23 protein-coding genes and 2 pseudogenes are annotated in these 26,350 nt (G+C 56.1%); 16 read left to right on the top strand and 9 right to left on the bottom strand.

Features of this window, described 5'->3' with window-relative positions; all coding sequences use genetic code 11:
• Positions 1 to 108 precede the first annotated feature (108 nt).
• From BLU37_RS21695 to BLU37_RS21675, 5 genes are all read left to right on the top strand, one after another.
• Positions 109 to 1,521 carry an aspartate aminotransferase family protein gene (locus BLU37_RS21695; RefSeq protein ID WP_090208750.1) on the top strand — a complete coding sequence of 471 codons (1,413 nt, stop codon included), beginning with the start codon at positions 109 to 111 and terminating at the stop codon, positions 1,519 to 1,521.
• Positions 1,522 to 1,576: 55 nt separating this feature from the next.
• On the top strand, positions 1,577 to 2,944 hold the full coding sequence (locus BLU37_RS21690) for a glutamine synthetase family protein (protein ID WP_090208747.1): 1,368 nt from the start codon (positions 1,577 to 1,579) through the stop codon (positions 2,942 to 2,944).
• Between the two features lie 430 nt (positions 2,945 to 3,374).
• Positions 3,375 to 4,487, top strand: a complete 1,113-nt coding sequence (locus BLU37_RS21685) for an alcohol dehydrogenase catalytic domain-containing protein (protein WP_172833047.1) — start codon at positions 3,375 to 3,377, stop codon at positions 4,485 to 4,487.
• Between the two features lie 50 nt (positions 4,488 to 4,537).
• Positions 4,538 to 5,074: a cupin domain-containing protein gene (locus BLU37_RS29555; protein ID WP_065896215.1), complete on the top strand. Its 537-nt coding sequence runs from the start codon at positions 4,538 to 4,540 to the stop codon at positions 5,072 to 5,074.
• Between the two features lie 59 nt (positions 5,075 to 5,133).
• Complete coding sequence (locus tag BLU37_RS21675; RefSeq protein ID WP_172833046.1) at positions 5,134 to 6,039, top strand: SphA family protein; 906 nt, start codon at positions 5,134 to 5,136, stop codon at positions 6,037 to 6,039.
• An 18-nt stretch (positions 6,040 to 6,057) separates the two neighbouring features.
• On the opposite strand, the gene BLU37_RS21670 is transcribed toward BLU37_RS21675, so the two are convergent.
• Complete coding sequence (locus BLU37_RS21670) at positions 6,058 to 6,735, bottom strand: GntR family transcriptional regulator (RefSeq protein ID WP_065896214.1); 678 nt, start codon at positions 6,733 to 6,735, stop codon at positions 6,058 to 6,060.
• Between the two features lie 448 nt (positions 6,736 to 7,183).
• Here BLU37_RS21670 and BLU37_RS21665 point away from each other — a divergent pair, with 448 nt between their 5' ends.
• Positions 7,184 to 8,656, top strand: a complete 1,473-nt coding sequence (locus tag BLU37_RS21665; RefSeq protein ID WP_090208744.1) for a 4-hydroxyphenylacetate 3-hydroxylase family protein — start codon at positions 7,184 to 7,186, stop codon at positions 8,654 to 8,656.
• A 171-nt stretch (positions 8,657 to 8,827) separates the two neighbouring features.
• Here the strand turns inward: BLU37_RS21665 and tnpC are convergent, their stop codons facing one another.
• The 4 genes and pseudogenes from tnpC to BLU37_RS29545 form a co-directional block, all read right to left on the bottom strand.
• Positions 8,828 to 10,363 carry an IS66 family transposase gene (tnpC, locus tag BLU37_RS21660; RefSeq protein WP_029530957.1) on the bottom strand — a complete coding sequence of 512 codons (1,536 nt, stop codon included), beginning with the start codon at positions 10,361 to 10,363 and terminating at the stop codon, positions 8,828 to 8,830.
• A gap of 63 nt (positions 10,364 to 10,426) precedes the next feature.
• On the bottom strand, positions 10,427 to 10,762 hold the full coding sequence (gene tnpB / locus BLU37_RS29550) for an IS66 family insertion sequence element accessory protein TnpB (RefSeq protein ID WP_157696370.1): 336 nt from the start codon (positions 10,760 to 10,762) through the stop codon (positions 10,427 to 10,429).
• Positions 10,759 to 11,079 carry an IS66-like element accessory protein TnpA gene (gene tnpA, locus BLU37_RS21650; protein WP_080589852.1) on the bottom strand — a complete coding sequence of 107 codons (321 nt, stop codon included), beginning with the start codon at positions 11,077 to 11,079 and terminating at the stop codon, positions 10,759 to 10,761. The genes tnpB and tnpA overlap by 4 nt, the downstream gene beginning before the upstream one ends.
• Before the next feature lie 403 nt (positions 11,080 to 11,482).
• A pseudogene (locus BLU37_RS29545) lies at positions 11,483 to 11,662 on the bottom strand (oxidoreductase); the annotation flags it as partial.
• Between the two features lie 250 nt (positions 11,663 to 11,912).
• Between BLU37_RS29545 and BLU37_RS29715 the strand changes: the two are divergent.
• From BLU37_RS29715 to BLU37_RS29350, 4 genes and pseudogenes are all read left to right on the top strand, one after another.
• Positions 11,913 to 12,131, top strand: a pseudogene (locus tag BLU37_RS29715) (LysR substrate-binding domain-containing protein); the annotation flags it as partial.
• A 25-nt stretch (positions 12,132 to 12,156) separates the two neighbouring features.
• Positions 12,157 to 12,426, top strand: a complete 270-nt coding sequence (locus BLU37_RS29710; protein WP_172833045.1) for a LysR substrate-binding domain-containing protein — start codon at positions 12,157 to 12,159, stop codon at positions 12,424 to 12,426.
• Positions 12,427 to 12,480: 54 nt separating this feature from the next.
• Positions 12,481 to 13,311, top strand: coding sequence for a hypothetical protein (locus tag BLU37_RS21630; RefSeq protein ID WP_090208736.1), 831 nt, complete (start codon positions 12,481 to 12,483; stop codon positions 13,309 to 13,311).
• 287 nt (positions 13,312 to 13,598) lie between these two features.
• Positions 13,599 to 13,880, top strand: coding sequence for a hypothetical protein (locus BLU37_RS29350; RefSeq protein WP_197678402.1), 282 nt, complete (start codon positions 13,599 to 13,601; stop codon positions 13,878 to 13,880).
• 143 nt (positions 13,881 to 14,023) lie between these two features.
• On the opposite strand, the gene istB is transcribed toward BLU37_RS29350, so the two are convergent.
• The 3 genes from istB to BLU37_RS21605 form a co-directional block, all read right to left on the bottom strand.
• On the bottom strand, positions 14,024 to 14,779 hold the full coding sequence (gene istB, locus BLU37_RS21615) for an IS21-like element ISPsy14 family helper ATPase IstB (RefSeq protein WP_090208733.1): 756 nt from the start codon (positions 14,777 to 14,779) through the stop codon (positions 14,024 to 14,026).
• A gap of 20 nt (positions 14,780 to 14,799) precedes the next feature.
• Positions 14,800 to 16,314, bottom strand: coding sequence for an IS21 family transposase (gene istA / locus BLU37_RS21610; protein WP_090208729.1), 1,515 nt, complete (start codon positions 16,312 to 16,314; stop codon positions 14,800 to 14,802).
• Between the two features lie 224 nt (positions 16,315 to 16,538).
• Positions 16,539 to 17,489, bottom strand: a complete 951-nt coding sequence (locus BLU37_RS21605; RefSeq protein ID WP_090208726.1) for a site-specific integrase — start codon at positions 17,487 to 17,489, stop codon at positions 16,539 to 16,541.
• A 194-nt stretch (positions 17,490 to 17,683) separates the two neighbouring features.
• Here BLU37_RS21605 and BLU37_RS21600 point away from each other — a divergent pair, with 194 nt between their 5' ends.
• Positions 17,684 to 18,706, top strand: a complete 1,023-nt coding sequence (locus BLU37_RS21600) for a DNA-binding protein (RefSeq protein ID WP_090208723.1) — start codon at positions 17,684 to 17,686, stop codon at positions 18,704 to 18,706.
• A gap of 40 nt (positions 18,707 to 18,746) precedes the next feature.
• Here BLU37_RS21600 and BLU37_RS21595 read toward each other — a convergent pair whose 3' ends face one another.
• Complete coding sequence (locus BLU37_RS21595) at positions 18,747 to 18,926, bottom strand: hypothetical protein (RefSeq protein ID WP_016981733.1); 180 nt, start codon at positions 18,924 to 18,926, stop codon at positions 18,747 to 18,749.
• Here BLU37_RS21595 and BLU37_RS21590 point away from each other — a divergent pair.
• The 5 genes from BLU37_RS21590 to BLU37_RS21570 all read left to right on the top strand — a co-directional run bounded on the left by BLU37_RS21590 (position 18,925) and on the right by BLU37_RS21570 (position 25,394).
• Positions 18,925 to 19,350, top strand: a complete 426-nt coding sequence (locus BLU37_RS21590) for a hypothetical protein (RefSeq protein WP_090208718.1) — start codon at positions 18,925 to 18,927, stop codon at positions 19,348 to 19,350. The two genes, BLU37_RS21595 and BLU37_RS21590, sit on opposite strands and share 2 nt — an antisense overlap.
• A gap of 191 nt (positions 19,351 to 19,541) precedes the next feature.
• The gene (locus BLU37_RS21585; protein WP_090208715.1) at positions 19,542 to 21,446 is read left to right on the top strand and encodes an ATP-dependent nuclease; all 1,905 of its coding nucleotides are present in this window, start codon (positions 19,542 to 19,544) and stop codon (positions 21,444 to 21,446) included.
• A 43-nt stretch (positions 21,447 to 21,489) separates the two neighbouring features.
• Positions 21,490 to 23,241 carry a UvrD-helicase domain-containing protein gene (locus BLU37_RS21580; protein ID WP_090208711.1) on the top strand — a complete coding sequence of 584 codons (1,752 nt, stop codon included), beginning with the start codon at positions 21,490 to 21,492 and terminating at the stop codon, positions 23,239 to 23,241.
• Positions 23,242 to 23,452: 211 nt separating this feature from the next.
• Positions 23,453 to 24,607 (top strand): RES family NAD+ phosphorylase, encoded by a 1,155-nt coding sequence (locus tag BLU37_RS21575; protein ID WP_232000371.1) that lies wholly within the window; start codon positions 23,453 to 23,455, stop codon positions 24,605 to 24,607.
• A gap of 124 nt (positions 24,608 to 24,731) precedes the next feature.
• A complete protein-coding gene (locus BLU37_RS21570; protein ID WP_029240973.1) occupies positions 24,732 to 25,394 on the top strand; it encodes a competence protein CoiA in 663 nt (220 codons plus the stop codon).
• The last annotated feature ends 956 nt before the right edge of the window (positions 25,395 to 26,350 follow it).

Here is a 26,350-nt window from a genome sequence, read left to right as displayed (position 1 = left end):
ATTAATGCACCGTCATGCGCCGACAAGCATGAACGCGGTGTTGGACAGTTCCTCTCTGAGCGGCACGGATTTTTAACTGATTTTTGTAATTAACATAGGGTGTTGATCATGTCGAAAAGTGGAATTAGTGAATCAGCGATTGCTGCTTTTACCGCCTCCGAGCGTGCTCGTTTTATAGAAAACAACCCAACGTCAATAGGGCTCGCCAAACGCGCCAAGGCGAATCTGTTCAACGGTGTGCCCATGCACTGGATGAGCGATTGGTCCATGCCTTCGCCACTCTTCGTCCAGCGTGCCAAAGGGGCGCGCTTCACCGATGTTGACGGTCATGAGTATATAGATTTTTGCCTGGGCGACACCGGCACGATGTTTGGTCATTCACCTGATCCTGTTGCTCGTGCAATAGCCGAGCAGGCGAATAATGGCTTGACCACGATGCTGCCTGGCGAAGACGCGGTGGTCTGCGGTGAGTTGCTGGCTGAGCGATTCGGGCTGCCTTACTGGCAGGTGACCGCCACTGCGACAGACGCCAACCGTTATGTGTTGCGCTGGGCGCGCGCGATTACCAAACGCAACGTCTTGCTGGTGTTCGACGGCTGCTATCACGGCACCGTGGATGACGTCATGGTGCGCTATCGCGACGGTAAAACAGTGCCCCGTGCAGGTCTTGTGGGCCAGGCCTACGACTTGACTCAATACAGTCGATCGATCCCGTTCAACGATGTGGACGCACTGGAGACTGCTTTAGCCCAAGGCGATGTGTGCGCGCTGATGTGCGAGCCGGCGATGACGAACATAGGCATGGTCCTGCCCGATCCGGGGTTCCTGCAGAAGTGCCGAGAGTTGACCCTCAAATACGGCAGCCTGCTGGTCATTGATGAGACCCATACCATTTCCACTGGCCTGGGTGGATGCACCCGCCAATGGGATTTGAAACCCGACTTTTTCGTGGTGGGTAAACCCATCGCGGGAGGCATACCTTGCGCGGTGTTTGGCGTGACCGAGCAGGTTGCCCTGGCCATGCGCGATGCGCAGAAAACTGTCAGTGAAGAGAGTAGCGGGCATGGCCACAGCGGTATGGGAACCACGCTGTCGGCCAACTCGCTGGCGATGCGTTGCATGCGAGTCAGCCTCGAAGAGGTCATGACAGAGTCCGCCTACCAACATATGTTGCCTCTTGCCTCGGGATTGGCTCAGGGACTTCGGTACTTGTTCAAGCATCACCAACTGAACTGGTCCGTCACAGAGTTGGGGGCTCGCTGTGAGTTTCAATTCTGTGCTACCTCGCCCAGAACCGGTGCGCAAGCCGAGGCGGCTTTTCATGACAGCCTTCAAATGGCGCTGCACCTGTACTTGATCAATCGCGGCATCCTGATCACGCCTTTTCACAACATGACCTTGTGCTGTCCGCAAACAAGCCATGCGGATGTCGACAGGCTGATCGGTGAGTTGGATAGCGCACTGACCACGCTGCTTGCGCTGCCTGGTGCCAGGGTCATCCCTTCAGGACTGGACGTCTGAAGCCCATCTTTTCAAATACTGCCAAGTCGCTTGAATGAGCGCTAAGAGGTTTGACATGCAATTTGCTGATAAAAGAGAGGCCGTGGATTATCTGGCCGCCCACCCTGAAGTCCTGAGTATCGAGTTGTTCCTGATCGACGCCAATGGTGTTCCGCGGGGCAAACTGTTACATCGCGACGAGCTACTGGCGATCTACGAAAATGGTCGGCCGCTGCCAAGCTCCATTCTCGCTCTGACCGTTCAGGGTGAGGACGTGGACGAGACCGGCCTGGTCTGGGATGTCGCTGACGCTGATTGCTGGACCTATCCCTTGCCGGGGAGCCTGACCCTGCAACCCTGGCGCACCCAACCCACCGGCCAGGTGCAAGTGAGCATGCACCCGACCCAGGGGCTTCCCGCCGCGCCCGCCGACCCGCGCCATCTGCTGGTGAACGCCGTCGAGCGGCTCAAAGCTGATGGATTCCATCCGGTCATGGCCGTTGAGTTGGAGTTTTACCTGCTGGACCAGAAGCGCGACGTCAATGGTCGCCCGCAGCCTGCGACGCAAACCAATGGCGTACGCCCTGTTGCCCCGCAGGTTTACGGCGTCCACGAACTGGAGCAGGTTCAACCGTTTCTTGATGACCTCTATGCTGCCTGCGCGCTGCAAGGGCTGCCGGTACGCACGGCGATCTCCGAGTACGCGCCGGGCCAGCTCGAGTTGACGCTGGAGCATCGTTTCGACGCACTCCAGGCCATCGATGAAGGCGTACGTTACAAACGCCTGGTCAAAGGTGTGGCCAACAAACACGGACTGCAAGCGTGTTTCATGGCCAAGCCATTCAGCGATCAGGCCGGTAGCGGTCTGCATCTGCACGTCAGCCTCGCCGACGAGCAGGGTAATAACCTGTATGCGAGCGAAGACCCACAGGGCACGCCGCTGTTGCGTCACTCCATCGGCGGGATGATGGCAACCTTGTTCGACTCGCTGGCGATATTTTGCCCCCATGCCAACTCATATCGCAGGTTCCAGACTGGCAGTTACGCGCCGCTGGCCAAAAGTTGGGGCGTCAACAACCGTACGGTGTCGTTCCGCGTGCCCGGCGGCCCCGCGATAAGTCGGCACATCGAACACCGCATTTGCGGTGCCGACGCCAACCCCTATCTCGCCGCTGCCGCCTTACTGGCGGGCATTCACCACGGCATCACTCAGCAAAGCGATCCTGGCGCAGCGATTGTGGGCAATGGCTATGAACAGGCGACCGATTTTCTACCTACTGACTGGCTGACAGCGTTGCAGGCGCTGGAACGTTCGACCTGGGCACGCGAGGCGCTGGGCGCCGAATTCCTCAAGGTGTACCTGGCGATCAAGTGGCGCGAGTTCCGTACATTCAATGCCGAAGTCGGGGAACAGGACTGGCGCTGGTACCTCACTCACGCATGAATGGTAGCCCGTGAACGCGTCTTAAAATGGATTGCTGGAGACTAGCTGACAACTAAGATCCCTACAGCACATCCTGCGCATTTGGCAGTGACTCATCATTATGAGCCGCAGGTCGTATGCCCGCGGCTCGGATCTAATCACGCATACGAACGGGGTGAGAAAAGTCTCAAATTGATCTTGCATGCTAGCATTCAAAGGTGCAGTATTTGGGCATAACAACAAATTGAAGATGCCCGTAATGAAAACGTATACCCACGTTCCATTGGCTTGTGCAGTAACCATCCCCAAGGCGCGAATGCGCCCCCCAGATCAACAGCCCTAGTGCTCTGGGCTTGTCTCCGAACGACTCTTATCAGTTCCGTACCAACCTACAGCTCCTTCTGTGGCTAGCAGGAGTACATGTGTGTGCTCACCTAATAAGGATAAAATCATGGGCAAAATGCAAGCAGCTCGACTTCACAATGTCGGCCCGACCTTTGTGATCGACGAAATCGACATTCCTGCCATTGGGCCAACGGACGTGTTGGTGCACGTTAAAGCCTGCAACGTTGTCCCTAACCTGCGTAACGTTATCGAGCGTTATCCTGAGTGGTTCCCCTATCTTCCCCTGCCTAAATTGCCAGCCATCTATGGCTTAGATGCCTCCGGGGTAGTCAAGGCAGTAGGTAGCCAAGTGCATTCGGTTAAGCCGGGCGATCGTGTATACGTCAACCCAGGCCGAAGCTGCGGGTCTTGCCACGCGTGCTTGCGAGGTCAGCACCTCAACTGCACCGCATTCACCTTCCAAGGATATTTTGGCTTCGGTGCTGGCTCGCAACGAGTGTTTGAAGATTACCCTTATGGTGGCTTCTGCGAGTTCATGACGGCGCCTGTCAACGGGCTCGTGAAGCTCCCGGAATCCATCAGTTTCGAACAAGGCTGTCGTTTCGGTTATCTCGGCACTGCCTACTCTGCATTGCGCAAAGCGAATGTAGGTTCTGGGCAGACAGTATTGATCAATGGCGCTTCGGGAACGTTGGGGGTTGGAGCTGTGATGCTCGCGCTCGCTATGGGAGCAACGAAAGTGCTCGGCATGGCCCGTAACCGCGAACTGCTCGAAAGAGTCCGCCAGTTGGATCCGTCTCGCGTGCACGTACTTTCTCTCGGAGAACGGCCTGTTGATGAATGGGTTCGCGAGCATACCCAAGGCCTGGGCGCCGACGTTTTCATCGATGCAGTCGGCCCCGGAGCTCCCCATCAAATCACCGTCGGCGGGATCAAATCGCTTCGTAGGGGAGGGCGTATGGTCGACATTGGGGGCATGTCTGAAGACTTGCCCGTGCCAATGTTCCAGCTGATGTGCTACCAGATCAGCATCATCGGTTCGCTATGGTTCACGGTTGCAGAAGGTCAGGACATGGCGGAGATGGCGGCTGCCGGTACGCTCGATTTGACAAAATTTGATCAAGAGGTTTTCCCGCTATCTGAAGTGAATGACGCTCTGGACGCCTTGGAAAACCGTAAAGGTGGTTTCACGAACGTTGTTGTAACGCCAGGCCATTAATCGAACTGGCGCGGCATCGAGCTGCGCCAGTCTTATTTCAGAGGTGATCTATGACAATTAGGCGTTTAGTGGTAGGAACGGTCGATGGCCGTTCGGTTGTTCTGAATGATGGACCGGTACCACGTTCTCACGACTACGAACATGTACCTGGTTTTTCTACCGCCTTGGTTTGGGGTACGACAACATCAGAGCAACTTTCTAGTGGTAGAGATGAAACAATCTCGGTGAGCAGTTCGTTTGTTCCTGGGCCTGGGGAAACGAGACTTGAAATCGTCACCTTTCCTCCGGACTCGATTTTTGCTCATCCGGATTTCAGTCATCAGGCTGCTTTTGCCGAGCAACAAAAGCATCTGACAGGGATGGTGGATCATTTTGATCCCGAACGACCAGGAATGCACTCGACCCCGACAGTTGATTATGGCGTCGTGCTTGAAGGTACCATTTGGCTTGAGCTCGACGATGGCGTCACAGTGAAGCTAGAAAAGCATAACGTCATCATTCAACAAGGGAATATTCACGCCTGGAGAAACCAAGGTGATGTTCCTGCTACGTTAGCGTTTGTCTTGGTAGGTACCAATAAGCAATAAATACTCCTGTTTAGAAATCCGAACAATCCACATCCAATAACAAAAAAGTGAGATTGATTATGAAAGCGTATGCATTTTTGTGCGTATCTGTGGCTGCTACCTGCGCAGCGAATTTAGCCATGGCAACGGAACGGGGTGATACAACCTGGCCGTTGGGTGTGCAAACCGTTGTACCCGCTTTGATGCCGAGCCCAGGAGAAACCGAGTTCTATAGTTATACTGTTTATTATCATGCTGGAAATTACAAAGATAACTCCGGGCGCTCCAGCGTTCCAGGGTTCAATTTGGAAAATTATATTCAGGCGATACGTCTCGTTCATACCTGGGATTATCAAACTGAATCAGGTGTTCGATTCACAAGCGGAATTATTGGTACTGGGGGACACGTAAATATAAAGGCCGGAGGAGCGTCCGATTCTAAAACGGGAATGCGGCAGACCTATATCAGTCCTTTGAACGTGCTTTACTCTCCGGCCCCTAATCTTCATCTGCTCGCCGGCGTCAGTGTCTTTAAACCCTTGGGAGGCTATGATAAGAATGATTTGGCCAACACTACGCCAAATTACACAACTTATATTTCAGAGTTTGCGCTGACTTGGTTCCCGCATCCGGACTGGGAAGTTTCTCTGGCGCCCACTTATTCATTCAATGAGCGAAACAAGGATACAGACTACCGCTCCGGCAACGTGTTTAATGTCGACTACTTATTGGGGTACCGCTTTCCCTCTATGCCAAAACTTCAGTTTGGTTTGGCTGGGTACTATACTAAGCAGATGTCGGATGACAATGTCAGCGGCGACAACTTACCTGGGGGCAATCGGCTGAGAAAGGTGGGTGTGGGCCCTCAGCTGTTTTACTCATTCAACCAGAACACCGGTGTGGTGCTCAAATGGCTGCATGAGACCAATGTGAAAAATGGTCCTCAGGGTGACTCGGTCTGGCTTGAAGCTGCGTTTCCACTATAAGCACGTGGCTGCTACGGCTCAAACCGTGGCAGCCATCTCCTCGCTGTGCAGGCGCTGCATTGCCTCGATAACATGCCTTGATACGCTGTCAATGTGCGCCATCGCCGCCTTTTTACACTGTTTGTCGTTGCGGGTGCTCAGCGCTGCGATTATCTCGTCATGTTCGCCGGTTACGTCAGGCAGGTGCGCCTGAAAGCCACAACTTTGAACGATGAAAAAGTCTGACAGTTCGAAATTGGCCATCTGCCGTGTCGACACGATAGGTGACCGTGCCATCGCATGGAGAAGCCGGTGGAAGTCAACGTTCAGGTTTCTATAGCTCTCCGAGGCGTCACTGTGGGCTGGGTTGATCCGTGCGATTTGCTCATTCAACTCTTGAAGCCTTGCGACCTCCAGAGGCGTTCCGCGCTCTGCTGCAAGGCTTGCGATCAGGCCTTCGGTATTGGCGAACATTCGATAGAAATCAGCAACCTCATCTGGGCTCGGTTGCACCACTTGGCAGCCAACCTGTGCAATGATTTGAACAAATCCCCGCTCTTGCAGGCTGTTCAGTGCGGTCATTATTGGCTGCCGACTGACTCCCGTCGATTCGCCAATTTCCTTCACGAAAATTTTCTCGCCGAAGCGATAGCGGCGGGTTAGCAAGCGCTGCAAGATTTCTTGATAGATCGCGAATTTTTTGTTTGGCGTATGCATAGGTCTTCGGTAGGTGAGGTGCAATCGAGGGGAGTGCGCATTCGTCCACTTTAGTGCGCAAAGGCTTGATCTACAAGGGACGCAGATCCAGGACGGCTTTCGTGGCGAGCAACGGTCGCGTAACTGAACGTAAATCAGTTGACAACAACCACTTACATGCTAGCATGCCAAATAAGAAATATAAAAGCAGATGAACTGCCACGCGGAGTATTCAGGTATGAGCAATGCTTTGCGACTGCCCCATATAGCTGCCCAAGCTACGGCTCGATCGCAGCCCATCTTCGAGCGCGAGGCTTACTTAAGCTTGCTTATTCAAATCCCACTTCCCCCAAGAAATCCCCGCACGTCAAGTTAATTGCGCGCCAATGTTTATATATGATGTGTATGCACAAAAGCAGGCCTTTTTTGGCAGAGTTTCGTTCGACTTAATAAAAATAAGGAAAGTCCAATGGGTATTCGTTCTGGTAAAGAGTTCATAGCTGGCCTTAAAGAAAATCGTCGCGACGTGTGGGTAAATGGGGTCCAAGTTAGTGATGTTACGACCCACCCTGCATTCAGCGGCGCAGTCAAGCAATTAGCCGAGCTTTACGACACGCAGCATAATCCCGAGCTTCAGGACAAGGTAACTTATGTTGTCCCATCCACCGGACAACGTGCAGGCATGGCATTTCACCCTGCGCAAAGTGTAGATGATCTGACTAAGCGTCGCGAAGCATACAGGGTGTGGGCTGAAACCAATTTTGGGCTAATGGGCCGCTCTCCTGATTTCATGAACGTTACTCTCTTGGCTTTCTGGGAGGCCCGCGATACGTTCGCTGAGGGTGGGCAGCAGTACGCGGACAACATCGAACGTTACTACGAATATATCCGTGACAAGGATCTATTCTTAAGTCATGCACTGATTACGCCGCAAAATGATCGTTCCAAGCAGTCTTCGCAAATGGGGAACATGCACCTTCGGGTTGTACGCGAAAGTGCCGAGGGTATCTACGTAAGCGGCGCCCGGATGATTGCCACGCTGGGGCCGGTATCAGACGAAATGGTTATGTACAACCTGCCATCCTTTAAAGCCGGTGACGAAGATCATGCCTTGGTATTTGCCGTGCCGACCCACATTGAAGGCCTTCGGCAAATCTGTCGCGACCCCTACCATGTCGAGGGGCGCACGAGCTTCGATCACCCGCTTTCAACGCGCTTTGAAGAAAACGATTCTCTGTTGGTATTCAACAATGTGTTTGTGCCTTGGGAGCGTGTTTTCTGCTACCGAAATGTTGAGCTCTCGAACCGTCTATACGCCACTACCGGCGTTCGTAATCACACGGCACATCAAACAAATACTCGTGCATTGGTTAAGATGCAGTTTTCCGTCGGGCTTGCCATGGCGGTAGCGCGCGCCATCAAGGCTGACCAATTCCTTCACGTACAACAGATGTTGGGCGAATGCCTTGGTTACATTGAGCAGGTAAAGAGTGCGTTAGTACGTTCAGAGGTTGAGGCTCAGCGGACGACTCGTGGAACACTACAGCCAAATCTCGCACCGCTTCAGGCCATTCGAACCATGCTGCCTACCGCTTACCCACGGGTGATTGAAGTGCTGCAAACGATCGGCGCAGGTGGATTCATGCTGATGCCGAGCGCTGCGGACTTCCAGGCGCCGGAAATTGCAGATGATCTGCATGCTTACTACCAGGGCGCTGATGGAATGCCATCTCTGGAGCGCGTGAAGCTGTTTAAATTGGCTTGGGATCTTGCAGGGGAGGCGTTTGGTCAGAGGCTTGTGCAGTATGAGCGTTATTACGCTGGGGACCCGGTACGAAACCTTGCAATGAACTATTTGAGCTCCAAGGATCCGAATCCTATTCGTCTGGTGAACCAAGCGTTGCAGTTGGCAGGCAATCCAGAGCCCGTCTCGTACCTGTAATGACACTGTAAGCGGGCGCAAAAAAGTCCGCATCTAATTACTTAAAATCCAAGACTTTATTATTCGAGGTCGGATATGACGCAGCTCAATATCGGCGTGGCACCTGGAGTTAGTAAAACTGAATTCCGTGGCGCAGTGGGGTAAGCGTCCGCCCAACTCACCTTGCGTAAGTTAGGCAGGCACCCACTGATGCGGCAGCAACTGCCCGATCTCACTGGCCCGCTGTGTCGGCAGCCGCGCCAGCACATCTTTGAGATAGGCATACGGATCATGCCCATTCATGCGTGCCGACTGGATCAGGCTCATGATTGCAGCCGCCCGTTTACCACTGCGCAGCGACCCGGCAAACAGCCAGTTCGAGCGCCCGAGTGCCCATGGCCGTATCTGGTTCTCGACCTGATTGTTATCGATCGGCACAGCTCCATCGTCCAGGTAGCGCGTCAGCGCTACCCAGCGTTTCAGGCTGTAGTCGAGGGCTTTGGCCGTGGCTGATCCGTTGGGCACCAAGTCGCGCTGGGCCAACATCCAGTCATGCAGTTTTTTGAAGATCGGTACCGCCATTTCCTGACGTATTCGCCAACGATCTTCATCACTCATGTCCCGCGCTTGGCGCTCGACTTCGTACAAGCCGCTGATCGAGTGCAGCGCTTGTTCGGCCAACTGACTTTTGTTCGCAACATGCAGGTCGAAAAACTTGCGACGGGCGTGGGCCATGCAGCCGATTTCAGTGATGCCTTGCTCAAAACCTGCTTTGTAGCCAGCGAAGTCATCGCATACCAACTTGCCGTTCCAGTCGCCCAGGAAGTTGCGCGCATGTTCGCCTGCACGGCTTGGGCTGAAATCGTAAACCACAGCTTTGAGCGCCGAAAACGGCGTCGTGCTGTAGGCCCAGACATAGGCTCGGTGGGTTTTCTTCTCACCCGGCGCAAGCATTTGCACCGGTGTTTCATCAGCGTGAATCACACCTTGGTTCAGCACGGCTTCACGCAGTGCATCGACAAGCGGCTGGAGCCGCACACCGGTTTGTCCGACCCACTGGGCCAAGGTCGAGCGAGCGATTGCCAGCCCGGCGCGGCCAAAAATTTTCTCCTGCCGGTACAGCGGCAAGTGATCGGCAAACTTGGCCACCATTACGTGGGCCAGCAAGCCTGCGGTCGGGATACCTTTGTCGATAACCTGCGCTGGCACCGGCGCTTGGATCAGTGTTTCGCACTGACGGCAGGCCCATTTACCACGTACATGCTGCTCGACGGTAAACACGCCTGGCGTGTAATCCAGCTTCTCGCTAACGTCTTCGCCGATGCGTTGAAGTTGGCAGCCACAAGCGCACTGAGTGTTTTCCGGTTCGTGACGAATCACCGTGCGTGGAAACTGCGGTGGCAATGGCGCACGTTTGGGGGATTGCCGTGGCTCGGCCTGTGACGAAGCTGGGAGGAGCTGTTTCAGCTCTGCCTCGATAGCTTCAAGGTCTGTATCGAGCAGGTCATCCAGCAAGCTGCCTTGCGCCGGACTGATTTGCTCGCTGCGCTTGGCAAACTTGTGGCGTTTGAGCAGGGCAATTTCGTAAGTGAGCTGCTCGATGATGGTTTCATCGTTCTGGATCTTTCTGCTCATCGCCTCGACTTGGGACTGCAACTGCAACGCCTGTGCCGCCAAGGCACGAAGCTGTTCCGGGGTCATCTGGTCGAGGTTGGGCGAGAAAGTCATGCCACCGATTGTGCCAGAGCAGGCCCGAAACGACGATAAGCAGACCGGTCAAATGGCCGGCGATTACAGCATGCTGATCACGCCACCCGCGCCGACTCGCTGCCACGGCAAACCCAGTACCAACGCCTGGAGTTGTTCGCTGTCGAGTTCGACCTCGCAGCCGTGGCGAATGCCGGGCCAGTGAAACTTGCCTTGATTCAGGCGCCGCGCGGCAAGCCAGACGCCCACACCATCATGCACCAGCACCTTCATCCGGTTAGCCCGGCGATTGGTGAACAGATAAGCGCAGTGCGGCTTCGCCGCACCGAACACCGCTATCACCCGGGCTAATGCGGTTTCGGTACCGGCGCGCATATCCATCGGCTCGGTGGCCAGCCAGATCGCATTGATGCGGATCATTGGGCCACAGCCCGTATAAATTGCGCGCAGCCCTCGGGATCTGAGGTTGGCCATTTCACTGTGATCACTTGGCCGGCCATGGGCAACTCGATGATCACTGACGCTTCGGCTGGCCGTTTAGGTGCGGCTTTTAGCGGAACGAATGCCGGTAGTGAAGTCGCTGCAGGCTGGTCTCGATAGAGCGGCATCCATTTGCGGATGACATTGGCATTGATGCCGTGGCTGATGGCAACACTCGACACGGTTGCCCCAGGTTGCAGGCATTCCTGAACGACCTGGGCTTTGAACGGTTTCGGATAAGAGCTTCGTTGGCGCATGAAAATCCTGGCGATAAGGGTGATTGCGTCCGCTTAAAAATACGCGGACACCATCGCCCTTAATGCTGGAGTTCGGAAGGTGAGTTCGCCGTACGCTTACCATCGCTCCACGGCATCGGCAGCGATTACGACGTCTTGGTAGTGGGCCCTTCTGGCGCGCCATTGGTTCGACTGAAGAGCGAATTAAGAGCCGCTGGCGCTGAGCTCCCGCTCGATATCTTGTACATGGTGCCGGAGGAGGCTGAGGACACAGCGTTCGTCGCTAGGAAAGGGTGTATTCCACTCTCACTGCTGGCTCGCTCACTGTGCGAAATTCAGAAGCGAATTTGAGGCTCCTGTGGCCCTCGCTTGACAGGGTCGGCAGCTCTGGATCTTTGAGAGCCGCCAGAATGCCTTGGAAAGGCCCGGATGGGAAAATTCGGATACCGACTCGCTCAGACCCAATCGCTTCCACCGCTGCGTCGACAACCTCCTGGGCAAAGCGAGCTCGATTTTCCAAGCGGCCACCTTATTCGTCAGTGCGTTTGTTCGACGCGGAGGACAGGAACTGGTGAAGCAGGTAGCCGTGGGCACCATGCAGTTCGCAATACTCGCCGGCTGTCTTTGACACCTGCGGGCCATGAGCTCTAAGGGAAGTGCAAGTTCCTGCTGGGTGAGTTCCGCGATGCCGAAGCCGCCGTCCACGCAGCGACGACCGAGGCAAGCGGAACGCTTACCATCACCTCGACTATCTCTTGTGCAAAGCTACACATCGTCCCGATCCTGAGCGAGTTTCGGAAGCGCCATCCCAAGCTCAAGGTGAAGATCATTGGTGCGAACCGTTATTACGCATCATGGATACCGAAATCGACCTGGCGATCCGCACTAGGGAATTCGAGCCTGACTCCAATATCACCACTCGCAAGCTAGCTGAGGCCAAGCGCGTACTGGCGGCCTCTCGGGCCTACCTGGCGGAGCGAGGGCGACCTCGTACAGTCGAGGATTTGCTCAATCAAGATTTGCAGATCTATAGTCATGCCAACCAGCCCCGCGTGATTCAATTCACCAAAGGCAAGGAATCCAAGGTAATCGAGATCGATGCTGTCCTCGAATGCAATGATGGCCAGATCATCCGGGTGCACCAAGGCTCACGCGGGCATTTTGATCCAACCGCTGTACATCATCTACAACGAGATCGTCTCAGGCGAACTCATTCCAGTTCTGACCGAATGGGAGCTGCCCAAGCTCATCATCAACATCGCGTTCCATGAGCGAACCTACATACCGGCAAAAACCCGACTGTTCATCGACTTCCTCGTGGAAAAATTTAAGCCCAACAACTTCGAGCGTCTTTGGAACGAGGTCTGATCCAGGGAAGGCTCGCAGCCCCATTATCAAGCCTCCTGGAACCTCGAACGAATCATGCAGCCCGAAACCTTCCTCCGTTATGTAGACATGCCGAAATTGGCCGAGACCGTGCGAGCAGTTTGCGCCCGCCTGGATGTAAAAATCCGCCCCCAAACGGATTTTGCGAAGGCCTTGAAGCTTGCCTCTGAAGCCGAATGTATCGCGTCAACCGGGCCCTCAATTGAGCTTGGTCGTGCGCAGCGAGTGTTGTTGGCCATCGAGGCTTGCCAGCACGAACCTGAGCTTCGGGAGCCGTTGCGGCGCATCGCCAGTAACCCGCTAGACCCTGCTTCGCTGATGCACTCTCCCGGGAAGGATGCAGTGTTCGAGCTTGAGATGCTCCAGTATGTGCGCCACCGCCAGCTGGTAGGGCGTCTAGGGGAGCCAGATGTCGTAGTTAGCGCGCCTTTCGGTGACTATTACGTCGCGTGCAAAACCATCAACTCCATCAAAAATTTTGAGGGCCAAATACGCGCGGGCTGTGATCAGGTCGTCGAAAGGGGGCATGGGTGCATTGCATTCAATCTTGAGCCGCATCTCCTGATCCCTCAGCCTATTCAAGTTCAGTCTGAGGCCCGGCTCAGGCAGATGATCCACCCATGTTTGGAGAGCCTCTACAAAGAACACCAGCGCTTTGTAGATGCTCGACTCAAGGACGGGCGGCTGGATGGCGTTCTGTTCCAGATATCCTGCTTTGCGGAAATCGCCGACAGCCATTCGGACATGGATGTGTTTACCCACACCGTCTTTTACTGCCGCTCGCACATGCAAGAGCGCGCGGCTATTGACCGATTCGAGGGTTTCCGCCAATCCATGCAAGGCCCAATGAGACATGTTTGGCCCTAAACGTTAAACCTTGCCTTCCAGAACTGGAAAACTGAGGTCGTGCCCCTAGAGAGCATCTCGGCATGTAGGAGCATGGGGCTGGGGGCGAAAGCCCCCTTGGCTTCAGGGCTCATGATCACCCTTTGACCTGATGCATTTCTTATCAACGAAGGTCAGAAATTCCGCCCAGATGGCTAAATCACATGGTCGGGCATTCCGCCTAGGACACAGTGTTTTTCCACCTAGCGAAAAACAGATAACCGATAATGTGCGTTGACCCGTGAACGCGAGTTTCTTTAGCTGAAATCATGTTCTCGAGCTACAAGCGCCAAGGCTCCCAACGCCCTGATGTCGTTGAGCTAGAGCGCAACAGCCGACAGGCAACTACCTCAATAAATAATGCCAAGATGAGGAAAATCATGACTGCTATCCAGCCAACCAAGCCAGAGGCACTGCTAGGTTTCGACAACCTGCTGATCACTCCTCATCTCGCGGGATGGTCTCCAGAAGCTACTGCCGCACAGCTGGAAGTGTTCATGGCCAACGTAACCGGCCACTTTTCAGGCAGCGGCGCCGTAGTACCTGTCTGAACGGGCTCAAACTCTTTCAGGGTGGGATGTGCTTCTGGGTGCGGATTCCACGCCATCCGGACACTCAGCCCACCAACATCCGGACACCCGTTCCACGCTCATTCGGACAGGCAGTCGGAGCGCAGCGACGCAGGTTTGCATTGTTAGTCTGAAGCCACTGCCGCCGTCAATTTCGTTGCGCGCCTGCGCATCGATTCGCCCTTCAGTTCGATCCGATAAGCGTTATGCACCAGCCGGTCGAGGATCGCGTCGCCCAAGGTCGGATCGCCGATCAGCGCATGCCATTTGTCCACCGGCATCTGGCTGGTCACCAGCGTCGAGCGGTTGCCGTAGCGGTCGTCCAGCAGTTCGAGCATGTCGCGGCGTTGCGCTGCAGTAAACGGTGCCAAGCCCCAGTCGTCCAGGATCAGCAGGTCAGTCTTGGCGTAGCCGGCCATCAGTTTGGCGAAGCGCCCGTCGCCGTGGGCCAGGCCCAGTTCTTCCATCAGGCGCGGCAGGCGCAGGTAGCGCACGCTGTAGCCATCGCGGCAGGCCTTATGGGCCAGCGCGCAGGCGAGCCAGGTTTTGCCTACGCCGGTTGGGCCGCCGATGATCAGGTTCAGGCCGTCGCGCAGCCACTGGCCGCTGCCCAGTTGCAGGATCAGCGCCTTGTCCAGCCCGCGCGGGCTGCGGTAATCGATGTCTTCCAGGCAGGCGTTATGGCGCAGTCGTGCGGCTTTGAGGCGAGTCGTCAGGCGTGCATCTTCGCGCTCGGTCAGCTCGCGGTCGACCATCAGGCCGAGGCGTTCGTCGAAGCTGAGATCGTTGATGTCAGGCGTTGCGTGTTGTTCGCCCAGCGCCTTGATCATGCCGTGCAGGCGCAGGGTTTGTAGCTTGTCGAGCGTTGGATTCGGTAGCATTTCGAAGCTCCTTTCTCAGGTCAGTGGTAGTAGCCCGGGCCACGCAGGTTGATGTGCTCGTCGGGCAGCAGCGGCAGGTTTTGCTGGGCCAGCGGTAGCCGTTCCAGTCCTTGGCGCAGTATCGATTCGAGGCTTTTGTAGCTACATGCACCCAGTGCCAGCGCACGCTGGCACGCGGCTTCCAGCCGCGCTTCGCCGTGCTGTTTGCTCAGGCGCAGGATGCCCAGGCAGGCGCGGAAGCCGTGCTGCGGATGGATTCGGCGTTCGAGGATGTAGGCGATAACGCCAGCGGTGTTCGGCCCTGTCTGCTCGGCCCAGCGGATCAGCCGTTGCGGCGTCCACTCGGCATGTTCGCGGTGGCTCTTGGGCATGTGCTCGATCTGGGTGGTGTGGCGGCCTTTATGTGGCGAGCGCAGATGGCTGGCCACACGTTGGTTGGCGTGGAAGCACTCGACGGTCTGGGCGGTGAGTCTCACTTCGAGTTGGTGATTCACCAACGGGTATGGCACCGAGTAGAAGTGGCCATCGACCTCGACGTGGTAGTCGATATGGACGCGTACCTTTTTCCATTCGGCGTAGACGTAGGGGTGTTCCGGCAGCCCTTGGAGCGCCGGTTGGTCGATGGCCTCGAAGGCTGATCGGCGTGAGCCGGGCAGCTTTTTGAAGGGCTTGTGATTGATGCGATCCAGCAGCAGTGCGATGGCGGTATTGAGCTCACCGAGCGAGAAAAACTGGCGGTTGCGCAGCACCGCCAGGATCCAGCGTTCGACGACTTGGACGCCGACTTCGACCTTGGCTTTGTCCCGAGGCTTGCGGGATCGAGCAGGCAGCACGGCCACGCCGTAATGTTCGGCTAAGTCGCGGTAACTGGGATTGATATCGGGCTCGTAACGATGCGCTTTGGTGACGCCACTGCGCAGATTGTCCGGCACCAGGATCTGCGATGAGCCGCCGAGAAAAGTGAAGCAGCGCACGTGGGAGCCCAGCCAGTCTGGCAGCTTTTGCGACCAAGTGGCCTCGGCAAAGGTGTAGCTGGAGGCGCCAAGCACGGCGACGAAGATCTGCGCTTGGCGGATCTCACCGGTTCGACAGTCAATGACTGGCACGGTCTGGCCGGCGTAATCGACGAAGAGCTTTTCGCCAGCACGGTGTTCCTGGCGCATGACCACATCGACCTTGGCGGCCCAGAGGCGGTAGTGCTCGCAGAACCAGCTGTACTGGAAGCCCTGTGGTTGAGCGAGTCGATATTCCTGCCAGAGCAGCGCCAGGGTTACGCCGGGACGGCGCAACTCGGCGTGTACCCACGCCCAGTCGGGCATCGGGCGCTGGTCGGTGGGCACCGGCACTGCGGGGGGAAACAGCCGTCGATTCAACTCCGCGTCAGAAATATCGAGGGGCCACTGAAGCCCACTGGCGGCAAACCGGCAGAGGTAATCCCCTGCACTCGAATGGCCAATGGATAAGCTGGCGGCGATCTTGCGCACGGACAGGCCGGCGTCGAACTTTAGGCGTAGTACCTCTCGGATTTTACGCATGGATAAACGCTCCACGACGACCTCTTCGCTTCGATAAAAGAGATCGATGGTAGGGAATAATCCTGCGTTGCTGCCTGCCTGAAAGTGTCCGGATGGCCGTGGAATCGGTGTCCGGATGCTCGTGGAATGAGTGTCCGGATCAGAGTGGAATCAGTGTCCGGATGTCGGTGGAATGGGTGTCCGGATGGTTATGGAATCCGCACTTCTGGGTTTCGGCAGCAATCCTACCGGCCAATCTGCAGCTCAGATCCACGTTTCCCCACCGCCAGTCCCGCAAAGGAAGCGCTCGCGTCGATGTAGCGCAGCGCCGACTGCATATCCTTCCACCCCACGTAGGTCATCAGCGCTTTGATGTCCCACCCATTCGCCGTCGCCCATGTTGCGAAGCCTCTCCGAAGGGAATGGCTGCTGTACATGGCAGCAGGTAAACCCGCCTCTGCAAGGATCCTGCGCAACATCGGAATCAGGCTATGAGGATTGATTCCCTCGGTTGAAAGATTGCCCCAGCGATCGATCCCCCTGAACACCGGCCCACTGGCCAGGCCAGCAATGGTGATCCAATTGATGTATGCCTCCACAGGGCAGAGCATCTTAAGCGCCGGCGTGTGATAGGTCGCACCCTGATGCTCGCGATCGCTCTTGGTGTACGGAAGAAAGAATGAAATGCCTTCCCCAGACACCGCGTGGGTGTGCTCGATCTCTAGACGAGCGAGCTCGTCACCTCGGAAGCCACGCCAGAACCCGATCAAGACCAGGGCGATTGATCTCCTGTGCCGAACCTCACACTTGTGATCGCCTCGATGGTGAGCGCCATTTGCTTCGGTATCTAGCCAGCCCACAACTTGCTGCAGCTGGCTCAACTGAAGAGGGGCAGCTTGCTTTGTCTTGGCTGGATGGACAGCTCGAATACCTTTGAGCACCCGTCGGACGTCTGGCGTCTTCGTTGGATCTGGAAAGCCTTGAGTGATGTGCCATTGGGATAGCGCCGCGAGCCGCTGCTTGAGTGTATTGATCGAGTGATGCCCGGCGTAGTTGGCCAGGTAGCGGACGATGCCGTCACCCGTGGTAGGCAGGTAGCCACCCCAGTCCATCTCGAAATGCTCAATGGCTGCTCGGTAGCTTTTCCGAGTGTTCTCCCGGGCTCCAGCCTTCAGGTACAGATCGGCTTTGCCCATGTGATGGCCTCCAGATCGAGGGAATTTGGCATTCGTACTGCCTGGGTGTACTAAAAACCGATTCTACCGAACTGAGAAGCCATAACTCTGCATTACTTCATACCAGTTGTCGGCTTCTTAGCTGCACGTTCAAGCATTTTCGTATCATGTAATTACATGACATGTGATATGACACGAAATAGTACGGAGGGCGTATGGCCCGTGGCGGCGTTAACCTGGCAGTGGTGCAGAAAGCGCGGAACAGCCTGCTGATGCGTGGTGTGTACCCCAGCATTGATGCGGTGCGGGTCGAGATTGGAAATACAGGCTCCAAGACCACGATTGCTCGTTACCTGAAACAGCTGGAAACGCCCGGGCCAGACGCAACCACGCGTGATCGCATGAGCGGTGCACTGCGCGGGGTGGTCGAGAACTTGTTGGATCAGGTGCAGGAGGAGGGTAATCAGGTCTTTCTTGAGGCACGGGCAGAGTTCGAGCATGAGCGCAAACAGTTGGCCGCCCGCACAGAAACCCTTGAGAACGAGCTGGCAGAACTTCAGCGCTGTCATGAGGCGCAGGCTTCCGCACTGGCGATCCAAGCTGAGGAGCTCAAGACCACTCATGCTTCGCTACAAGCTGAACTTGCACGCAACGCCGGCCTATCCCAGCAATGCGCAGACCTCAAGGTTCGCCTAGGCGAGCGGGACGCCCAGATCCAATCCCTCGAAGAAAAACTGCTTCATAACCGCAACGCTCTGGAGCATTACCGTGAGTCGGTGAAGGAGCAGCGCGATCAGGAGCTGCGTCGCCACGAGGCACAGCTTCACCAACTGCAGGTTGAACAGCGCAAGCTGCAGGAGACAGTTTCGGTCAAGCAGGACGAGTCAACTCGGCTCAATCGAGATAACGAGCGCCTGCTGGGTGAGGCCAGGCAGCATGCCAGGAAGTCCGCCGACCTGACGGACACTGTCCAACGCATGACCTCAGATGCTCAGGTTACCCAGGTGGCGCTGGCGCGAGCGGAAGGTGCTCAGGAAGCGCTCAAGGAACAACTGCTTGATCAGAAGCAGGACACTGAAGCATTGCGCCAGGCCCTGATGGCAAGCACCACCACTGTCACCGCGCTGCAGCAACAGATAGGGGCAGTGGAAGCCGAGAATGCCACTCTCCGGCAAGCACTAGAGCAGGCAGTGGATGCATCAGAGTCAACAGATCATTCGAGCGAGACGGGCGGGTGAGGGTGGTCACCCAGGGCCCACCCAGTGACTTTGCGAATTTCTAGCACACCCCTTGGGCAGTCGCAGCCTCGTCGTCAGCCATCAGGGCCTCGGCCAGCGCCTCGAGCGCATCGGCCAAGCGTGCGTTCTCCCTGGCATCGCCACTTGCCGGCACGAACTCCTTGCAGTGGCGAAGCAGTGCTTCCCTGTCATTGTGGTTAAGGTCAAACGAGATGTGCATGCACGAACTCCTACGTGTTGAATCAAAGGAGCGGTTTACCCGAAAATTGCCGGCGCATATAGCGCGTCTGGAAGAACAAAGAATGGATGATGACCTGGAGGCCGAGGTTTGGCGCGCTGCCGCAGATTTTCACGGCCCGACGCTTGAGCTGATTTTGCGTGAGGTGCTTAGCAGCTACCAGCGCAAGCCTGGATTCGACCCGCAAACCCGGCTCTACGAGAAGGCAATAGGCGTCGCTGCGTTCAAGGCGCTAAGGACGGTCATTGATCGCGAACATTTCAATCCGTCGACGACCGGATATCTCATGATCCGGGAACGCCTGCGCTTCCACCTTCGAAATGAGCTGCTCCGCCACCTAATGCAGCAGGGCCATGCCAGCCCCATTCAACAAGATACGTTGATAGCTGTAGATCTGGGGATCTGAATCACCCTGATGTATCCCACCCAGATCATCATCGGTACAAATCATCCTCGCAGGCCAAGCCTGGATGCTGAGATTGCCCGGGCTATGCCGTAATGCCACTATCACACGATCAGTTTGCGTGAACCTGCAGGCCAGATACGCCCGGCAGTCACGTCATTTTCGTTGGTAACCGGCCACTAGAAGGGATTCGCATGTATCTACGGCAATTGGATGTCACTGGATTCAAATGCTTTGGTGAGCCGTTCACCATCGAATTTCGAGACGGGCTGAACGTGCTCGTGGGAGAGAATGGGGCCGGCAAGACTGGCGTGGTCAGTGCAGTGCGCCAGCTCTTCAACGACTCGGAGTCAGGCAAGCGAATCATTAGTGAGCGCGATTTCTACCGGGGTTTTGAGCCGGGCGCGGTCGCTGCTGAAAGCATCCAGATTCAGGCGACGTTTTCAGGTCTGGATGATCAGGACGCCATTGCGTTCGAATCCTGGTGTGGAAATCACGACGAGGCCAAGCTGACTTTTGAGGCCCGCAATCAAGAGTCTCGCGGGCGCTTCAGGCACCACACCTACGCGGGGCACGAGCATGCCAAACCGTTCGAGTCCGAGACGCTGGACTACATCCATTGTATTTACCTACCTCCGCTGCGCGATGCCGAGAACAAGTTGCGCGAAGGTCGCCAGTCCCGCCTTGCCCGGCTCATGAAGGCCCTCTGCCGCAAAGAGCTCGCTGAGGCCAGGAAGGCACAGACTCTTCACCCGCTGGAAGAGCATGTCGGAAACTTCAATCGTGAGCTTTCACAGAGCGACGAATTTGCGATCAAACAAGCCAATCAGCGAATCGGAGACAACCTGAAGGCAGCGCTGGGGCTCAATCTCTCTCAGGGCACCATGATTCAGTTCTCAGAAGTCAGCTTCTCCCGGATCGTGGAGGGCTTGCGGCTTCTGTACTTCCCTAACCTCAGCGAGGCTGACACGACCCAGTTCCGATCGCTGGAGGAGAACAGCCTTGGCTACAACAACCTCCTGTACATCGCGTCGATCCTGGCTGAACTGATCCTGGAGGAAGAAGAGGATCGAGGCGAAGAGACCTATCTGCGGCTCCTGTTGATCGAGGAGCCAGAGGCGCATCTTCATCCTCAGCTTCAACTGCGCCTGCTGCGGCATTTGAAAACGGTGGCTGAAGAACGTGGCATCCAGGTCATCATCACCACGCACTCAACGGTCATCTCTGCCGCCGTCTCCCTGGATCACCTCATCCACATTTCAAATGACGCAAGGCCAGTAGCAATACCGCTCAGCGCGTGCGGCCTTCCTGAGCACAGCCGCCGCTTTGTGGATCGCTGGTTGGACGTCACAAAATCCAACCTCCTTTTCTCCAAAGGGGCACTGCTCGTAGAAGGAATCGCTGAGGCGATGGTGCTGCCAGAGCTGGCGCGTATTGTCCTGCGCCCCTACGGAGAGGGGAAGAACTGCCTGGACGACTACGGCGTCTCGGTGATCAATCTTGGTGGCATCTACTTCAATCATTTCATGCAGCTGTTTTGCGATGTCACGGGCGGCCAGCCAGGCGAGAATGTCCCAATCAGGTGTGCAGGGCTTACCGACAATGACCCACCGAAATCTATCAGGTCGGTTGCAGGCGATGACGGTAAAGAAATCCCCGTTCCGTTTCTTCCCCATGATGATGACCTCCTTGTAGGCGACAATCCGGCCTTGGCATTGATAGGGCCGATCAGCCAGTCGCAGTTCGGCAGGTTGTTCGTAGGTAAGTACAAGACCTTCGAGTACGACATCGCGATGGAGGGTAACAACCTCAGATTGATGTCGACGGCTGCGGCCACTCTCTGGCCTGTGCAAGGCGGGGAAGTGGTGAGGGAGCTGACAAGGCGGGCTGGACTGGACTACTCGACCATGAGTTCAGGGGAGAGGGCGCCGTACGCGAATGACATGCTTGATCGAATCGAAACCAAAGAAATTGGCAAAGGGTTCTATGCGCAGGCATTCGCGGACGCGCTGGCTAACGTGAGGGATGACTTTATCGTGCCGGAATACATCCGCTTAGCCGTCCTCTGGGCTTGTGGGATCGAGGAACAAGCCGAATGACCCGGGTCAGGCCTGAAGGCTCGAGGCCGAAGGATGCCAGGCGATGAACTTCACCAAGGAGCAGTTGGAATACATCGCAGCGCCGCTTGATCAGCACAGCTACCTGAAAGCATGCCCAGGTAGTGGCAAGACCGAGGTGGTGGCTGCAATGGTCTCGCAAACCATTCAGGTGTGGTCACGTTCGCCTTCGGGTATCGCTGTTCTCACGTTTTCTAACAGTGCGACCGACGAGCTCCGGAGTAGGGTGCACAAGTACTTGGGCGGGCCTATCGGCTTACCCCACAGTATCTCTACCTTCGACAGCTTTGTTCTCACTAGGTTGGTGGCCAGCATCGCCAGCGAGCTGACGGGCTATCCAGGCAAGGATGGCGATTTCCGTATCCGTATCCTTGAGAAGGAAGCGAATATCTTCCAGACCCAGCAACGGATTTGTGGTCGCCGCATCTCAGCCTGTCGGTACAACTATGACTTGGAGGCGGGGCGCTTCAAGTTTTCGACCGGCGATCGAGCGCTCGATCATCAGCTCAACGCCGTGGAGGTTACTGACAATATGCATCGGGATCTCGTAGCCACGAAGAGGCGGTTCTGGCTCGGTGGTTACGCTACCCATGGTGACATCGATATGCTGGCGCTTATGGCCTTCAAAGATCACCAGTTTGACCGCTACTTCTCCCGAGTTGCCCGTCGGTTTCCCGTTGTGATCGTGGATGAGTGCCAGGATCTCTCCGCTGAACAACTGCAAATCGTGAGCAAACTCAGCGGCTTTGGGATCAAGTTTCACTTCGTCGGTGACCTGAACCAATCGATTTATGGGTTCCGCAAATCGAACCCGGCCAACGTCAACAAGCTCATGGGCGTACTGCAGTTCAAGCAGTACGAACTGACCACCAATTGGCGCAGCGGCCAGGCCATAGTCGACCTCTGCAGCAACATCGTCGGTACCGGGAAGGTTTCGGGGAATCCTGAAATCGCATCCATCCAGCCCAAAATTCTCGAGTACGAAAGTTGTCCATCCGAGCTGCTGCCTACGATCCGAAACCTGACAGCTGCATACAATGAGGTGGTACTGGTTGCCCGAGGGCATGCAAGCCTTCAGCGCCTGCGCAACGGGAAGACCTTTGAAGGCATTGAGCTGCTTGCAGTCGCCTGCATTGGCGCCAGCTCAGGGAGCCTGAGCGATCTCAAAGTGAGTCTCAGGACATTCGCCCAGTGGCTTGCAGGGAAGCTAAAGCTGGAGGTCACCAAGACGGGGCCCTATTGCCCAACCTCAATGGAGTCGAAACTGGCCTGGCGTAAATTCATCCACCAAAGCCTGAGGTTCATGGTTGCCAGCGGCGCCGGCAACTCCGATCAAAATTGGTCAGCGTGGGTACGCTGCGCAAAACTCGCACTGCGACAACTCCCTGACCAGGCGTTCGTGCCCGATGAAATTCTTAATGAATTGCAGGAATTGAGAGGACTCAACCTCGTCACCAAGCGTGGTCAAGGTGATAAGCCAGTGTCGATCCGTCTCTCGAGTCAGGATATCCAGGATGGCGAATCGGAGACATTGCGTTACGAGACGATTCACCAAGTCAAAGGTGAGACTCACGATGTCACTGTGGTTGTGTCCTCACGTAAACGCGGCAAAGGTGAATCACACTGGGCCGACTGGCTACAGAACCGTGAGTCTGAGGCCGCCCGTTTTGCCTACGTCGCGAGCTCAAGACCTCGGCACATGCTCATTTGGGCAGTCAAAACGCTGAAACCTCGCGAGCGTCCAACCCTGGTCAATTTGGGCTTCCAACTGCCGTGAAGGACTTGAGCGTGCCTTCAATGACCGGAAACCTGTTCAATCCCACGGGCAACGAGCGCCCTATCATCGACGGCTCAAAACAACTGATTGAGTGGATCTGATTTCAATGACGTTATCGAGCGCGGTGTGCTTTAAATGCGTACACGACACTTTTCTCAGTACATGGGTCACTGAAACTGGGGCGCTCGACCACTGTAGCCTCTGTGGTGACATGGCCCAAAGCGTCGCACTCGTCGAGATCACTGCGCGGGCGCGTGCCGTTCTCGACCAATACATCTGGGAGGCGCGGAATCATCGTCATTGGGGTTCCGACGGTTCAAGACTGGAATCACCCGGCGAACCATTGAAATACTGGGTCGCCGAAGTCTTCGCTTGTTCCCCTGGTGCACCTATCGTTCAGGCAGTTTGTGGTGGACTGAGTGAGGAGTGCGAAGCACTGCCCATTTTTTCCACCACCATCCACTACAGCATTCGTCCGGCTGGGGTTAAAAGTGCGCTTAATCGGTGGTGCGACATCCAGGAGGGCATGCGGCACAGCAGTCGGTTCTTCAACGACGAGGCCAGGCAGCTTCTCAGCTGGCTGTTCGACGACCTGGGCCAATACGCAGAGTCAGCCGAGGCTGACCATGTCGTGCAGACCCTCAAGCCGGATGATTGTCCCGCAATCTACCGCGCGCGGCGCAGTCCTGCTGAAAAGGTCGAGAGGATTCGGGACAACCCCGACACTGAACTGGGTTCACCACCAAAAGAAGTATCGGGCGAGGGTAGAATGAACCCTGCTGGAATCCCGGCATTCTACGGTGCATTCGATCGTCAGACATGCATCGCAGAACTGCGCCCGCTTCCACAGGACAGCTTCATCAGTGGGCGATTCCAGCTCATCCGCGCGGTTCGAGTACTCGACTTCGAACGCTTCGAAGGCGCTAATCTAGGGCCGATTCCAAGCTTCTTCGACCCTGAGTACTTCAAGCACCTTGATCGCCAAGGTTTCCTTCGCAAAATTCACGAGGAAATAAGGATTCCAGTCGATGAGGAAGAAAAACGAAACTACCTGATTACCCAAGCTGTAGCCGAATACTTGGCCCTCAAGTGCTCCCCGCGCTTTGACGGCGTCATCTTTCGCTCTGCTCAACGCGCTGAGGGGCGGAACATTGTACTGTTCTCGCATGCCGCCGCTAAGCCAACGTCATCCACGGTGCGTTTTGCAACCGGATACCGGGTGAGCGGCGCAAAGGCGGGTGATCCATTGAGTATCGAGTACGTGGCCGGTAGCATGATTCTTCACACCATCGATAAAGACAATGTGGGCACGATGGATGAGGTGCTGAAAGAAACAGAATCTTCCAACGCCATACCCGAGGCATAAATAGCCCGGGCTGGTAGCAGGCACAGCCCAAACAGGTGAGGGTGGCGCCTACGCTACGAAAAGTACAAGACCATCATCCATACTGAAACGCTCGGAAAATCAGCGAGACCAGGGAGGGCGAGAGATGAAATATGCCCACGTGGGCGACACCCGAATGGAAGCCGAACCGAAGCTGCGCGGGGTTTGCCCATCTTGTGAATCTGAGGTGATATCCAAATGTGGCAAACATGTGATCTGGCACTGGGCACATCGATCAAAACTCAGCTGTGACCCGTGGTGGGAAAACGAGACGGCCTGGCACCGGGAATGGAAGAATCGATTCCCAGCAGAATGGCAGGAGGTCATGCATCAAGACCCGATCAGCCGTGAACGCCATATCGCCGATGTGAAGACCAGTCACGGTGTCGTAGTTGAATTCCAGCGCTCGACGATCGATCCCGAGGAAGTGACAGCGCGAGAGCAATTCTACAAGCGGATCGTTTGGGTGATCGACGGGACACGCAGCGAACTGGACAGCTCTTTTTTCAATCTTTCACGCAGTGGAATCTCCACTGAGGGCTACGCCTACTTCAAGTGGCTGGGGCGTAGCCGCCTATTCCACCGCTGGCATACCCGCACACCCGTTTTTGTGGACTTTGGGGGCGCGGGGTTTTGGAGGGTGTGCGCGTTCGACCCTACGACCAAAGAGGGAACAGTCGGAATTGTTGATCGGGATTTGTTTTGCCAAGGCTTAATCCGAGGCGAGACCGATTTCAGCCGGGGTGGTGGCCCAGCCGGGATGCTTTAGATGCATTGCGCACCTGAACGTATGGGCAACACCACACGCTCATGGCTCAACGGCTTCCTTGATGCCGGGGCTTGGCGCAGGCGAGCTAAGCGCTCTACAGCTTGCTCGAGGCTCGACCGTTGCCTGGAGGCTAAGGTGTTTCACTGATTCGAATTGCAAACCTGAGATCCGACGCAGTGATTTCGAAAGCAACCACCTGCGCAACCTGACGGCCATACTCTAGTGAGTGGCTCCAAAGTATCCGTGCTGGGCCATGGTCACCCAGATTTCTTGCACACGATTACCCGTCGGATGATCGTCCGGCCAAGGTCAAGCCGAGGTTGCCTCAGCACGCAGTGCTCCACCATGAGACCTACTCGGTCGCCGGCGAAGCTGATGCGCTCGCTGAATACGACGAGCGCCTTGGTGCGTTCTATCAACGCGAAGGAATGAAGGCATCGGGCTGGTCTGAGCAGGTGGTCAGCAGGCTGCGGAGCGTCTCGAGCCTGCACGGACGCGAAGAGCTTGTCGGAGAGCTTAAGCGAATGGGGTTCGGTCTACACTAAAGCAACCTTGGCCACAGCCGTGCACGCATCGAGGATACTCAGGAACAACTGCACAAACGTTTCCACACCCATTTATACCCATTTTCAATGGTCACTGACGATTCGGTAGGTCGTCCAGGTGCAGCCTTCAGAAGGACAAATGCTTACAGCGAAGGCGTTGCTGGCGTTGATGCCGTGGCGCCCGGTTGATTCCTGAGCAACCTGAGCTCTGAAGGTTTAGGATCAGAGCTTCGTTGGCGCATGGAAATCCCGGTGAAAATGGCGATCGCGTCCGCTTAAAAATACGCGGACACCATCGCTTTAAAACGGGGCTTCGGAAGGTTAGTTCGCCGGACGCTTACAGATCATTCAGCCCAAGACCACGTGAACGGGGGTGGCTATGGCAGTGGTGTTTTTTCTACCTTGGGTAGC

Origin of the sequence: Pseudomonas asplenii (assembly GCF_900105475.1) — a bacterium.
Taxonomy (GTDB): domain Bacteria; phylum Pseudomonadota; class Gammaproteobacteria; order Pseudomonadales; family Pseudomonadaceae; genus Aquipseudomonas; species Aquipseudomonas asplenii.
Note: the sequence above shows the minus strand (reverse complement) of the source record. Positions and strands in the feature narration are given on the sequence as shown.

Excerpts from the sequence above, each read along its gene's own strand:
- BLU37_RS21695 (WP_090208750.1), top strand. The coding sequence starts at position 109 with ATGTCGAAAAGTGGAATTAGTGAATCAGCGATTGCTGCTTTTACCGCC.
- BLU37_RS21690 (WP_090208747.1), top strand. The coding sequence starts at position 1,577 with ATGCAATTTGCTGATAAAAGAGAGGCCGTGGATTATCTGGCCGCCCAC.
- BLU37_RS21685 (WP_172833047.1), top strand. The coding sequence starts at position 3,375 with ATGGGCAAAATGCAAGCAGCTCGACTTCACAATGTCGGCCCGACCTTT.
- BLU37_RS29555 (WP_065896215.1), top strand. The coding sequence starts at position 4,538 with ATGACAATTAGGCGTTTAGTGGTAGGAACGGTCGATGGCCGTTCGGTT.
- BLU37_RS21675 (WP_172833046.1), top strand. The coding sequence starts at position 5,134 with ATGAAAGCGTATGCATTTTTGTGCGTATCTGTGGCTGCTACCTGCGCA.
- BLU37_RS21670 (WP_065896214.1), bottom strand. The coding sequence starts at position 6,735 with ATGCATACGCCAAACAAAAAATTCGCGATCTATCAAGAAATCTTGCAG.
- BLU37_RS21665 (WP_090208744.1), top strand. The coding sequence starts at position 7,184 with ATGGGTATTCGTTCTGGTAAAGAGTTCATAGCTGGCCTTAAAGAAAAT.
- tnpC (WP_029530957.1), bottom strand. The coding sequence starts at position 10,363 with ATGACTTTCTCGCCCAACCTCGACCAGATGACCCCGGAACAGCTTCGT.
- tnpB (WP_157696370.1), bottom strand. The coding sequence starts at position 10,762 with ATGATCCGCATCAATGCGATCTGGCTGGCCACCGAGCCGATGGATATG.
- tnpA (WP_080589852.1), bottom strand. The coding sequence starts at position 11,079 with ATGCGCCAACGAAGCTCTTATCCGAAACCGTTCAAAGCCCAGGTCGTT.
- BLU37_RS29710 (WP_172833045.1), top strand. The coding sequence starts at position 12,157 with ATGCTGTCCTCGAATGCAATGATGGCCAGATCATCCGGGTGCACCAAG.
- BLU37_RS21630 (WP_090208736.1), top strand. The coding sequence starts at position 12,481 with ATGCAGCCCGAAACCTTCCTCCGTTATGTAGACATGCCGAAATTGGCC.
- BLU37_RS29350 (WP_197678402.1), top strand. The coding sequence starts at position 13,599 with ATGTTCTCGAGCTACAAGCGCCAAGGCTCCCAACGCCCTGATGTCGTT.
- istB (WP_090208733.1), bottom strand. The coding sequence starts at position 14,779 with ATGCTACCGAATCCAACGCTCGACAAGCTACAAACCCTGCGCCTGCAC.
- istA (WP_090208729.1), bottom strand. The coding sequence starts at position 16,314 with ATGCGTAAAATCCGAGAGGTACTACGCCTAAAGTTCGACGCCGGCCTG.
- BLU37_RS21605 (WP_090208726.1), bottom strand. The coding sequence starts at position 17,489 with ATGGGCAAAGCCGATCTGTACCTGAAGGCTGGAGCCCGGGAGAACACT.
- BLU37_RS21600 (WP_090208723.1), top strand. The coding sequence starts at position 17,684 with ATGGCCCGTGGCGGCGTTAACCTGGCAGTGGTGCAGAAAGCGCGGAAC.
- BLU37_RS21590 (WP_090208718.1), top strand. The coding sequence starts at position 18,925 with ATGCACGAACTCCTACGTGTTGAATCAAAGGAGCGGTTTACCCGAAAA.
- BLU37_RS21595 (WP_016981733.1), bottom strand. The coding sequence starts at position 18,926 with ATGCACATCTCGTTTGACCTTAACCACAATGACAGGGAAGCACTGCTT.
- BLU37_RS21585 (WP_090208715.1), top strand. The coding sequence starts at position 19,542 with ATGTATCTACGGCAATTGGATGTCACTGGATTCAAATGCTTTGGTGAG.
- BLU37_RS21580 (WP_090208711.1), top strand. The coding sequence starts at position 21,490 with ATGAACTTCACCAAGGAGCAGTTGGAATACATCGCAGCGCCGCTTGAT.
- BLU37_RS21575 (WP_232000371.1), top strand. The coding sequence starts at position 23,453 with ATGGCCCAAAGCGTCGCACTCGTCGAGATCACTGCGCGGGCGCGTGCC.
- BLU37_RS21570 (WP_029240973.1), top strand. The coding sequence starts at position 24,732 with ATGAAATATGCCCACGTGGGCGACACCCGAATGGAAGCCGAACCGAAG.